General features: G+C 58.8%; 9 protein-coding genes and 1 pseudogene. 7 read left to right on the top strand and 3 right to left on the bottom strand.

Annotation, left to right across the window (positions count from 1 at the left end):
- Positions 1-105: 105 nt before the first annotated feature.
- Complete coding sequence (locus tag ACHUE7_RS04055; protein WP_394168859.1) at positions 106-1980, bottom strand: TonB-dependent receptor plug domain-containing protein; 1875 nt, start codon at positions 1978-1980, stop codon at positions 106-108.
- A gap of 294 nt (positions 1981-2274) precedes the next feature.
- On the opposite strand from ACHUE7_RS04055, the gene ACHUE7_RS04050 reads away from it, so the two are divergent.
- From ACHUE7_RS04050 to ACHUE7_RS04030, 5 genes are read left to right on the top strand one after another with little or no spacing between them, the layout of a single operon-like run.
- A complete protein-coding gene (locus tag ACHUE7_RS04050) occupies positions 2275-3297 on the top strand; it encodes a hemin-degrading factor (protein ID WP_394168858.1) in 1023 nt (340 codons plus the stop codon).
- Positions 3294-4136 (top strand): heme/hemin ABC transporter substrate-binding protein, encoded by an 843-nt coding sequence (locus ACHUE7_RS04045; RefSeq protein WP_394168857.1) that lies wholly within the window; start codon positions 3294-3296, stop codon positions 4134-4136. The genes ACHUE7_RS04050 and ACHUE7_RS04045 overlap by 4 nt, the downstream gene beginning before the upstream one ends.
- Positions 4133-5179 (top strand): FecCD family ABC transporter permease, encoded by a 1047-nt coding sequence (locus ACHUE7_RS04040; protein WP_394168856.1) that lies wholly within the window; start codon positions 4133-4135, stop codon positions 5177-5179. Before ACHUE7_RS04045 ends, ACHUE7_RS04040 begins: the two co-directional genes overlap by 4 nt.
- Complete coding sequence (locus ACHUE7_RS04035; protein ID WP_394168855.1) at positions 5172-6005, top strand: heme ABC transporter ATP-binding protein; 834 nt, start codon at positions 5172-5174, stop codon at positions 6003-6005. Before ACHUE7_RS04040 ends, ACHUE7_RS04035 begins: the two co-directional genes overlap by 8 nt.
- A gap of 15 nt (positions 6006-6020) precedes the next feature.
- Positions 6021-6692, top strand: coding sequence for a tRNA (adenine(22)-N(1))-methyltransferase TrmK (locus ACHUE7_RS04030; protein WP_394168854.1), 672 nt, complete (start codon positions 6021-6023; stop codon positions 6690-6692).
- A 57-nt stretch (positions 6693-6749) separates the two neighbouring features.
- On the opposite strand, the gene ACHUE7_RS04025 is transcribed toward ACHUE7_RS04030, so the two are convergent.
- A complete protein-coding gene (locus ACHUE7_RS04025; protein ID WP_394168853.1) occupies positions 6750-7520 on the bottom strand; it encodes a hypothetical protein in 771 nt (256 codons plus the stop codon).
- Positions 7505-8065: an RNA polymerase sigma factor gene (locus tag ACHUE7_RS04020; RefSeq protein WP_394168852.1), complete on the bottom strand. Its 561-nt coding sequence runs from the start codon at positions 8063-8065 to the stop codon at positions 7505-7507. Before ACHUE7_RS04020 ends, ACHUE7_RS04025 begins: the two co-directional genes overlap by 16 nt.
- A gap of 360 nt (positions 8066-8425) precedes the next feature.
- Between ACHUE7_RS04020 and ACHUE7_RS04015 the strand changes: the two genes are divergently transcribed.
- Together ACHUE7_RS04015 and uvrA are read left to right on the top strand one after the other, a co-directional pair.
- Positions 8426-8911 (top strand): Hsp20 family protein, encoded by a 486-nt coding sequence (locus ACHUE7_RS04015; protein WP_394168851.1) that lies wholly within the window; start codon positions 8426-8428, stop codon positions 8909-8911.
- Between the two features lie 172 nt (positions 8912-9083).
- Positions 9084-11855: pseudogene (gene uvrA / locus ACHUE7_RS20645) on the top strand (excinuclease ABC subunit UvrA); the annotation flags it as partial.
- Positions 11856-11909 lie beyond the last annotated feature (54 nt).

The raw sequence follows: 11909 nt of genomic DNA, 5'->3' as shown, positions 1-11909 counted from the left end.
GGTAGTTCGCAGCATGGATGCTGCGATCTAGGCTCCATGGATGGATCTACGCCGACCCCGGATAGGCTTACCCGGTGGCCCGCACGAACTAATGGCGCCAATCTTTCAAAACGGATGCCGGTAACGAATGCCCAGCGCATATTGGCGGCCGCCAATAGGCAGGCCATCGGCCGTACCATCGCTAGGTGACATTTCATTGGTGAGGTTGTTAATCGCTGAAGTCAGCATCCAGGCGGGCGTTAACTGATAACTCAGCGAGACGTCCACCAGGGTGTATGGGTCGACGGGCAAAGTTTCATCTTCCCCATAAAATTGCGGGCCGGTATGGGCGATTTGAGTACGCAGTGTGACCGGCCGTTGTTTGCCCAATGCCCATTCATGCGTCAGCCCAAAGGTGTATTCCGGCCGCTGGGCCAGCCGGTCGCCGGTCGCCAGGGCGACCGCATGCAGCCACTGAGCATGAGCAGACACTTGATGCGAACCCAACTGATGCTCGGCCGAAAGACTCACGCCATACACTTCAGCCCGGTCGATGTTCTGATACTGGTAGACTGTTACGCCGGGTTCATCACTCTCCGCCTCAGCAGTAACAATCAATTGCTCAATGTCCCGGTAGAACAGCTCCATCGACACCGGATCGATCACCCACTCAAGCTGGGCCGCAACCGACGTCTCCGGTTCAAGTTCCGGGTTGCCGGTTACGCGATAGCCGTGCAACTGACTGTGATCGAACTGGTAATACCGTTCTTTCAGATCCGGTACCCGATAACCGAGCCCGAGACTGGCTCGCACATAACTGTTCGTGGTCACATCGAACCGGCTGGCCAGATTCGGCGCCCAGTGCACACCGTAGGCTTCATCCCAGTGGCCGCGCAAACCACCGACCAGCTCCAGTCGATCGGTCGCGAACCAGCTGTCCTGGGCAAACAGTTCCAGGCTCTGCTGATCGACCGGGGCAATCTCGTCTTCGCTGGGCGCGTTTAAATCCGCCTTTTCCTGTTCCAGCCCAGCCGCACTGACTTTGCCGCCGAGCACGGCATCGTGCATGCCCTGAGTCAGACTCCAGCGACCCTCCAAAGCCGTATTCCACAGCGCGTATTCGCGGCGCAGATCCGTGCCCTCGCTGCCCAGCTTATCCTGCTCGGAAACACCCCAGCCGAGCCCTGCGGAAGCAATAACATCGAGCCGATCGCTCGTTGCCTGGTACTGGGCAGACACACGCTGGTCGGTAACCAAGCTTCGGTTCGGGTTGCCGGTCAAGGCATGGGCACCGGGTTTGGTCAGATCCGACCCGCTCCAGTTCAGACTCAGGCGATGGTCACGCTTCGCGTAAACATCGAAGCGCTGCGCCAGCGACCAGCCGAATCCGCTGGGCACATCCTCTGCCCAGGTCTCAGGTGTTTTATCCAGACCGGCATCCTGTGTCAGCGACCAGGTGGTGGCCGAATAGCCACCCGGAATGGGTACGGCGACACGCCCCGCCCAGTCGATCTGAGTGGGCAGCCGCTCGGTCTCCGCTTCGTACTGGCGTGCATTAACGCCGATCTCGAATTCCGGGCCCTGGGGCTCGCGGCTGATCAGATTGATAACCCCGCCCATCGCCGCACTGCCATACAGTGCCGACGCATTGGCCGACACCACTTCAATGCGTTCAATGTCGGCCAGGCGCAGCGACCGGGTATCAATGGTCGACTCGTTGACCTGATTCAGTGGCACGCCGTCGCGCATGATCAGAACATGCTTTTCAGACAGACCATTAAGCAACACCGAGGCACCGGTCTGGCCGTGAGTTTGCTTCAACTGCAACCCGGGAATATCCGCCAGCAGGTCTTCCAGCGTAACTGCCTGCGTCGACGCCAGCGTCTCCCGATCAATCACCCGAACCGCCACCGGGCTATCCTCTGCGGTGACCTCCGACAAGGTCCCCGTCACCACCAGCGGTTGCAGGGTCACTTGCTCGGCTGACACCGGTACAGACATGAGCACGCCTGCGAGGCCTGCCGACAGGGCATTAAGACTAAGGATGCTTCGGGGTGTTTTTACAACGACTGACACGCTCAACCTCTTTGGCTAATGGAAGCCCGCTGCACCAGCGGTGCTCGAACTTTAAATTATGTGATTGTTATTTGCATTTAATAATCATTCCTATTTAATATAGAGGCAAGCGCTAATGCGCGTCAATCGCAAATGAGATTTAATATCAAATAACCAATGAGACCTGCGTGTTCAACGTCGCGCGCTCACTCTCAACGCCACCACAACAAGGACATCGCCATGACTGAATCCGCCCTCGCCCGCGCCTGGCTGCAACTGAAACAGGAACAACCCTCGCTGCGCATTCGCAACGCTGCCGATATACTCGGAGTGTCCGAACTGGAGCTTCTGCTGGCTCAGCCCGGCTCACAGTCGGTATTGCTGGAACCAACCGGTCGGGAGCTTGCCATGCATTTGCCCGACCTCGGTCGGGTGATGGCTCTGGTTCGCAACGACAACGCCGTGCACGAAACCAGTGGTCGTTTTGCCGATCTTCAGGGTGGCGGGATGATGGGATTGTTCCTGGGTGAGCAGGATCAGCGGCTGTTTTTCCGGCACTGGCGCTATACCCTGGCCGTTGTAGAAGGCGAGCGTCACAGCCTTCAGGTGTTTGATGAAAGCGGCACGGCCATCATCAAACTTTACCGTCTGGTTGACACCCAGATCGCTAACTGGGAAAGCCTGGTCGCGCAGCACAGTGAGCACCCTATTACACCGGATTTCGCTGCGGCACCCACCTACGAACGCAGCTCACTGGCTGGCTCGGCGGATGCCATGATGGATGACTGGCGCGCCCTGACCGATGTGCACCAGTTCAACAACCTGCTCAAACACCACGGTGTCGACCGGCTGAGCGCTTTTGAAGCTGCCGACGATGATCTGGCGCTTCAGGTTGATACCAGCCTGATCGAAACCGCCCTCTATGCCTGCCAGCTGCGCCAGATTCCGCTGATGACGTTTGTCAGCAACCGCGGCGCGGTGCAGATTCATACCCGGGTACCGGGCACGCTGCGTCGCACCGGCCCCTGGTTCAACATTCTGGATCCGGACTTTAACCTGCACCTGAACACCGAGGGCCTGGCCAGCGCCTGGATCAGCCGCCGCCCCACCGTCGACGGCTGGGTGCATTCTCTGGAAGGCTTTGATGAGCAGGGACGCTCCGTGGTGCAGTTCTTCGGGCAACGGGCCGAGGGCCGCCACGAGCGTGAAGACTGGCGTGCTCTGATGGATGAACTGGTCAGCAAAGCGGTGGTGGCGGCATGACCCTGGCAAAAACAACCGCACGCCTGCTTGTGGCAACGCTGATATCGACTGTCGGATTCGCCAGTCTGGCCAGTGCCGATCGCCTGGTTAGCATCGACGGTTCCCTGACTGAAATCATCTATGCACTCGGCGCCGATGCCGACCTGGTCGGTGTCGATACCACCAGCACCTACCCGCCTGCCGCAACCGAACTCCCGGATGTGGGTTACATGCGGGCGCTGTCTGCTGAAGGCATCCTGTCGCTGGCACCAGACCGCGTGATCACGACCGCCGATGCGGGCCCGGCCGATGCACTGTCACAACTTCAGGCCGCCGGTATCGACATCAACATTCTCGACAACACACCGACACTGGCCGGACTGGTCTCAAAAATACAGGCCACCGCAGCGGCTTTGGACCAGCGCGAAGCAGGGAATGAGCTGGCTAGCCGGGTGGCAGCCGAGGTTGAACAGGCCCAACGGTCAATCGCCGACCAACTGGGGCCCTTGAACGTCATGTTCGTCATGGACGGCGGCTCGCGCGGGTTTCAGGTAGCCGGTCGTAACACGCTGGCGGGCGGTGTGCTGGACGTGGCGGGTTTCAATAATGCGTTCGCCGATATTCAGGGCTACAAACCCCTGACGCCCGAAGCGGCCATCAATGCCAACCCGGACGTCATTCTGGTGTTTCACAGCCAGAAAAGCCTGGATGAGCTGGCAGCCAACCCGGCTCTCAGCCTGACCCAGGCCGTTCAGAGTGGTCAGCTATACAATGTCGACGACCTGGATTTGCTCACCTTCGGCCCGAGGCTCGGTACTGCCTTGCAGGCTTTAATGAGCCGCATGACGGACCGCACATGACCACCCGGCTCTTTACCGCGCTGATCGGTTTGCTGTTGGCCGTTGCGCTTATGACGGCCCTGGCCTTCGGGCCAGTGCCGGTCAGCTTGCGAGAACTCGGCATCTGGTCGATGCACTGGAGCCCGATGACACTGCCGGAACTGCCCCGGCACGTTGCCATCGTGCTGGGCGATATCCGACTGCCCCGAATGCTAATGGGGTTGATGATTGGGGCGTCGCTCGCCATGGCCGGTGCGGCGATTCAGGGGTTGTTTCGCAACCCTCTGGCCGACCCGGGGTTGATAGGTGTTTCCAGCGGAGCGGCACTGGCTGCGCTGGCGGTGATCGTATTGGGTAACTCCATTCTGGCCGGCTTCATGGCAACCTTTGGTTTTCTGGCCTTGCCGTTTGCTGCTTTTTTAGGGGCCCTACTGGTCACCTGGGTCATCTACAGCATTGCCAAACTGACCCCGGGCGGTAGCCAGGTCACGACTCTGATTCTGGCTGGCGTCGCCATCACCGCGTTCAGCGGTGCGGTTTCCGGTCTGCTGACCTACTTGGCCGACGATGCGGAACTGCGCTCCTTCACCTTCTGGAGCATGGGCAGCCTAGCGTCAGTCACCTGGCGGGACCTGGCCATCGCCGCCCCCTGGATGAGTGTTTCGCTAATAGGTTTTCCGCTGATGGCGGGCGCACTGAACGTAATGCTGATGGGTGAATCCGTCGCCGACCACCTCGGCATCGACCCGGACCGCATTAGGCGCCGTGTCTTTGTGCTCACGGCACTGGCCGTTGGCGCGGGTGTTTCGGTGGCCGGAATGATCGGCTTTGTTGGCCTAGTTGTCCCCCACCTGGTGCGCCTGGCCCTCGGGCCGGACCATCGGGCGCTTATACCGCTGAGCGGTTTGGTCGGTGCCGCCCTGCTGGTCTGGGCTGACATTCTGGCTCGCTTGCTGGTCGCTCCGGCCGAATTGCCGATTGGCATCATCACCGCCCTGCTCGGCGGCCCGTTCTTTTTGTATTTGCTGATGCGACAAACCACAGAAGGCATTCAACATGATTAACGTTGCCCAACTCAGCCTGTCCAAAGGCGGGCGCCGCCTGCTGGACTCAATTTCCTTTCAGTTAACACCCGGCGAAGTGGTCGCGGTGATCGGCGCCAATGGCGCTGGTAAGTCGTCATTGTTGAAAGTCGTCAGTGGCGAATGGGGCTTGCAAGAGGGAGAGCTAAGTTACGATGGCGAGCCGGTGCAAGGCATTTGCAAACAGGACCTGGCCAAACGCCGGGCCGTGATGCCTCAGGCCAGCCCGATGAGTTTCCCGTTCAAAGCCTGGGAAGTGGTGGCTTTGGGGCGCACGCCGTTCGGGCTGAATCGACCGGCGCGAGAACGCAAAACCGCACTGGAACGACTCGAACTGACCGGCACCGCGCATCTTGCCGAGCGCCACTACACGGCGCTGTCCGGTGGCGAAAAGCAGCGGGTGCAACTGGCCCGAGTGCTGAATCAGTTGCTCTCTTCACAAGCCACACATCGTTATTTGTTTCTCGATGAATGTACAGCCAGCCTCGACCCGTCGCACCAACATCAAGTGTTCCAACGAGTGCGGGCACTGACCAACGAAGGCATCGGTGTGCTCGCCATCGTCCACGACATACACCTGGCGGCTCAATACGCCGACCGGGTCCTGATATTAAAAGACGGCGCCTTACTTGATGCCGGGCCAGTCAAAAGCTGCCTCACCCCGCAAGCTATGGTTGAGGCGTTTGCGTTGCACACTCATCGCCTGTCTCACCCGGAGGCTGAATGGCCATTGCTAGTTGCCCGTAAGAATCCACTAGTCGCGCCACAGCCAGTCCCTTTCAAAAGCGCAGACGCCGCCGCCGGTTGACGCTACCATAGCGCTATGAAAACCCGACTTGGAAAACGACTGACCGCTTTGTTTGATGCCATTCCACCCGGTTATGACGAGGTGTGGGACCTGTGTTGTGATCATGGCCGGCTGGGCTTGGCGTTGCTGGAAAGCGAGCGAGCGAACCAGGTGCATTTCGTCGATCAGATCGACTCGATTATGACCGACCTGCAAGGCCGTTTGGATCGTTATGGCGCGACCGGCTACGAACTCCATATCCTGCCAGCAGAGCAATTGGTACTTACACCCAACACCCAGCCTTTACTGGTACTGGCCGGTGTTGGCGATGAAGTCACTCAGGCGATTGTCAGTGCGGTCTCGGAAAACAACGCTGACACCCAACCCGACTGGCTGATCTCGCCGGCGAACAATCTCTTTCAGGTTCGACGCTATCTGCAACAACAGGAATTCGGCTTATTAGACGAAGGTGTGGTCTTTGAAAACGGGCGCGGCTACGAATGGTTGAGGGTGAGTCAGGATCGACAACGGGCGACCTCCTCTATCCCCAATCCGGCTGGTTTTTGGGATGCGCAACGGCCCGAGCATCGCTCACACCTACAGAAGTTGGTCAGGCACGCCCGCAAGCAACTGAACAATCCAAAAGAAGCGGATGCCCAGTTGATGCTAACGCTTTACGAGCCGCTGTTAACCCCGGCCCGGCAATGACATCGGCCTGGTGCCGGGCTCCATTCGACGAACCCGGCTCCAGCGTAACTGGCAATGTTAACTGTCGGCCGAATCCCAATTACCCAGTTGAATACAGGGTCCTTCCATCAACGCCAGCTGAGGTTGAATGGTGCCGGGGTTGTCGTTGACCACCAACCGGTGGGCTTCCATCACGGCCTGCCAGCCTTCGGCATCCAGATCCCAGCGTCGGTTTTCAGGGGTGACGGCGCCCAGGTAAACCCACTCCCGGTTTTCTCCGGTTTCAGCCCAGAGGTGCGTAGCACCCTCTGGCCGATCATCCAGGCGAGCCGACCACTGGGCTGATAACCAGGCCGGTTGGTCGCCGTTGCGGCGGTAACCGCTGACCACCAGCGCAACGTCGCCTTCCCAACTGAGCGGGGCCATATACGCTGGGCCGATTGATTCGGGCGAACGCACCAGGCCGAGGTTCAAGGTGATCATCACCAAGGCCACCAAGGCACCACCGGTCACCGCTGGCCACAGTACGCCCGGGTTAAGTAGATCCAGAAGTCGGGTAAGAACACCGGTTTTTCGAGTCGGCGCTGTTTGCGCTTTTGGTTTGCGATCTGCCGGTAATGAGTGTTCGATCTGACGCCAAAGGCTCGCGGGTGGCGCCTGCTCGGGGTAGCGGTTTTGGAGCGGCATCATTCGGTCTGACCAGTCCGCAACCGCAGCCTTCAGCGGCGGATGTTCCTGCATCAGTTGCTCCATGCGTCGACGCACCCGGGCCGTCATGTCACCCGCGACGTACTGGGCGGCCAACTGGTCGCAGACGTCGGGGTTGGAATACCTCAGGCTTCGAGACATCGTTTCAACTCCTGTAAACCACGCCGGATCCAGGCTTTCACCGTACCCAGAGGTCGCTCCAGTCGCTGCTGGACTTCATGATGGCTAAACCCGTAAATGTAGGATAAAACGATGGCCTGGCGAGCATTATCGTTCAGAACCTCCAGGCACCGCTCTATGCCACTGTCCACTGCGTTGTGGTGGGACTGCTCCCCGATATCAACCGGGTCGAGGTCATCCAGGGATTCTTCACGTTTACGCTGCCGGCTGCGAAGCCGATCAAGTGAGGCATTGCGGGTAATGACGATCAACCAGCCCCAGACAGACCCAACCCCGGTGTAATCTGCCGCCTGCTGCCAGACTTTCAGGTAGACCTCCTGCAAGACATCGGCGGCTTCTGCATCATCTTTGAGGATCTGTGCCGATACGCTCATCAGTCGGGCGCTGGTCAGGTCGTACAGGCTGCGCAGCGCCCGGGTGTCTTGCGCGCACACTCGTTCCAGCCAGCGCTGCATTTGCGCGGCTTCGACCGGGTCTGACTCTCTGGTACGGGAAGGAGTGGCCACTTCTAGGGCTCCGTTCATAATCCGGTGCCAGTATAAAGCGGTGTAGGGACCCTGTCAGCGAAAGACGAGCACAACGCGACTATTGTAGGGGCGACGCTGGCAGCCATACTTTGATGCCTCAATTATTCATCCGATTTATCAGTACAGACGCTACCCGGGTAACGGTTGGATGCACCCGTCAGGATCTTTACCACTCACTCATTGCTAACGAACTTTTTACAATTCAGAGCCGCTTGAAACCCTTCGCTTCAACCTTATCTTAGGTTGTGCAGCAGGACGTCTCGATGAGAGTCCCGCCTGCTATCTAACCAGTGCCCTCAGGGGCTGACTATTGTATTGCTTCGTTAGGAGAATATGACTATGACACACATCGACTTAACACCACTGTACCGCAGCACCATTGGCTTCGACCGTATGGCTAACCTGTTGGATTCCGCCCTGCGTGGCGAGCAAACCTCCAATGGTTACCCGCCTTACAACATCGAAGTGACGGGTGAAAACGCGTACGGCATTACCCTGGCAGTGGCCGGCTTTGAAGAAGACGAACTGAATCTTCAGGTCGAAAACGGCGTACTGACGGTACGCGGCAAGAAAGCCAGCAACGAAGACGACAAGAACCGTCGCTTCCTGCATCAGGGCATTGCCTATCGGTCCTTTGAACGCAAGTTCAATCTGGCCGACCATGTGGAAGTGCGCGGCGCTGAGCTCAAGCACGGCCTTCTGACCATTCAACTGGTCAAAGAAGTGCCCGAGGCGATGAAACCGAAAACCATTGCCATTAATGGCAAGACTTCCGGCACGGCCATTGAGCATCAGGAAGCCAAGGACAAAACCAAGGCCGCCTGATTGCCGACTGTCCGTTAGTAGAAAAGGGGGGATGTTTATCCCCCCTTTTTTTATGCTTTTTTTCCCCCGGGCTTCGAAAAACTGCAATACTGTTCATCTACCGACCTACCTTGGTCGTACTCTCTCGCTCCGTTACAGTCAGCCCTGAATCCCAAACCGGAAGACCAGCCCCATGCCTCAAGACACCCTTCGCCTGCGCGGCGCACGCCAGAACAATCTGAAGAACCTCGATCTGGACATTCCTCTGGGTGAGCTGGTGGTGGTTACCGGGGTGAGCGGTTCGGGCAAGTCGACCCTGGCGTTCGATACCATCTACGCCGAAGGTCAGCGCCGCTACGTCGAAACCTTTTCAACCTACGCTCGCCAGTTTCTGGACCGCATGGATAAACCCGCGGTCGACAGCATTGAAGGCATTCCGCCCGCCATTGCCATCGAGCAGAGCAACACGGTGCGCACCTCCCGCTCGACCGTGGGCACCATGACCGAGTTGAACGACTACCTCAAGCTGCTCTTTGCCCGCCTGGCGCACCTGTATTGCCAAAGCTGTGGGCGGGAAGTGGTCAGCGATACGCCGCAAAGCATTGTGAGCGCTCTCTACAGGGATGCGTCTGCCGGGCAACGGCTGATGGTGTGTATTCCCCTGCACGTCCCGGAGCGACTGAGCGATGAGGAGGTATCCCAACTGCTGAACCAGCAGGGCTACGCCCGCATCCACCGGCGCGAGGGAGACCGGGTGGAGGTCGTCCAGGACCGATTGAAACTCACTGACGATAACCGCAGTCGGCTGACCGAAGCCGTGGAAACGGCCCTGCGTTACGGCAAGGGCCATGTGCTGGTTTACCCAATGGACGATGCGCGGGAAACGGGCAAGCCCGAGCGCTTCTCCAGTCATCACCATTGCGCCCAGTGCGATCTCGACTACCCGGAACCCAGCCCCAGCCAGTTTTCCTTCAACTCACCCCTGGGCGCCTGCGAAAGCTGCCGGGGGTTCGGACGCATCATCGGTGTCGACTATGGCCTGGTGATACCCGATGAGCGCAAGAGCCTGAAAGAGGGTGCTATCAAACCCATTCAGACGCCGGCTTACGAAGAAGTGCAGCGCGACCTGATGCGTTATGCCAAAAAACGCAACATCCCGACCGATACACCTTGGGCCAAACTCAGCGATGACCATAAAGCCTGGGTAATCAATGGCGAAGGCGACTGGGACCAGGGCGTCTGGTATGGCGTTCAGGAGTTTTTCAATTGGCTGGAGAGCAAAGCGTACAAAATGCACATTCGGGTGCTGCTCTCCAAGTACCGTTCCTACACCTCGTGCCCCAGCTGCGATGGCGCTCGCCTGAAACCCGCCTCGCTGTGGTGGCGGGTTGGCTCGTTGTCTGCTGCAGAACAAGCATTGGCGGGCCAGCCGCGTTTTGTTCCAGCAGGTTCCCTGCTGAAGCCAGATACGATTCAGCAACTCCCTGGCCTCAACATCGCCGATATGATGCAACTGCCGCTGTCGCGTTGCGCCAATTTCTTCGAACAATTGGCCAGCACGGATACCGACGAACCGACGCAATTACTGCTGACCGAAATCCGCTCGCGCCTGGCCTATCTGTGCGAAGTCGGTCTGGATTACCTGACGCTGGATCGTCAATCGCGAACCCTGAGCGGCGGCGAAGTACAGCGCATTAACCTGACCACAGCGCTCGGCACTTCCCTGGTCAACACCCTGTTCGTGCTGGACGAACCCAGCACCGGCCTGCACCCGCGCGACATTCAACGGCTGGTCACGGTACTGCACCGGCTGCGCGATGCGGGAAATTCATTGCTTGTGGTCGAGCATGACCCTCAGGTTATTCTGGCGGCCGATCGCATTCTCGACATTGGCCCGGGGCCTGGAAAAGCAGGCGGCAATATTGAATTCTTTGGTACACCCAAAACCCTGTTTCGTCGCAAGAACAATCTTACCGCGCGCTACCTGAATGGCACTGATCAGGTCAGCACTGCACCCGTCGCAACCGGTCAAACGGCCGAAGCCGCCATCCAAATTAATGGCGCACGCGAACACAACCTGAAAAACATCGACGTCCACATTCCCCTGGGTCAGTTGGTCTGCCTGACGGGTGTTAGCGGTTCCGGCAAATCCACACTGATGCGGCAGATACTGTACCCGGCCATTCTCAAGCATCAGGGCGAGCAAACCGAAGCCCCGGGCGCGCATGACAGCATCGACGGCCTCGAATACATCGACCGGGTGGTGATGGTAGACCAGAGCCCGATTGGCAAGACCACCCGTTCAACGCCGGCCACTTACGTCGGCGCATTCGATACCATTCGCAAGCGTTTCGTCGCCACCCCACTGTCCAAAGAGCGCGGCTACACGCCTGGCACCTTCAGTTTCAACTCCGGCCAGGGGCGCTGCCCCACCTGCCAGGGCAATGGCTTTGAGCATGTGGAAATGCAGTTCTTAAGCGACGTTTATTTACGCTGCCCGGACTGCAATGGCAAACGCTTCCGCGATGAGATTTTGGAGGTCAAACTTCTGCCCGGTTCGACGGACACTGAACGCTCAAATGCGGTGTCAATTGCCGATGTACTGGCAATGACCGTGGCCGAAGCACTGGACTTCTTCAAAGGCGAAACCGACATTCAGCGCAGTCTGCAACCTCTGGCCGATGTGGGCCTTAACTACCTGCAACTGGGCCAGGCCGTACCCACCCTAAGCGGCGGGGAAGCTCAGCGCCTGAAGTTGGCCGGGCATCTGGCAACAACCGGCACCAAGGGCAAAGCACGAGACCACACGCTCTTCCTGTTCGATGAACCCACCACCGGCCTGCACTTTGCCGACATCGCCACGCTGATGGCGGCTTTCCGTCAGTTGCAGTCAGCGGGCCACTCCCTGCTGGTTATTGAACACAACCTCGATGTCATGCGTGCGTCAGACTGGCTCATCGATATCGGCCCGGAAGGCGGTGACGCTGGCGGCGACTTGCTGATTGCCGGAACTCCGGCC

Source organism: Saccharospirillum alexandrii (assembly GCF_043641555.1).
Taxonomy (GTDB): domain Bacteria; phylum Pseudomonadota; class Gammaproteobacteria; order Pseudomonadales; family Natronospirillaceae; genus Saccharospirillum; species Saccharospirillum alexandrii_A.
This window is presented reverse-complemented; position numbering and strand designations above follow the sequence as displayed.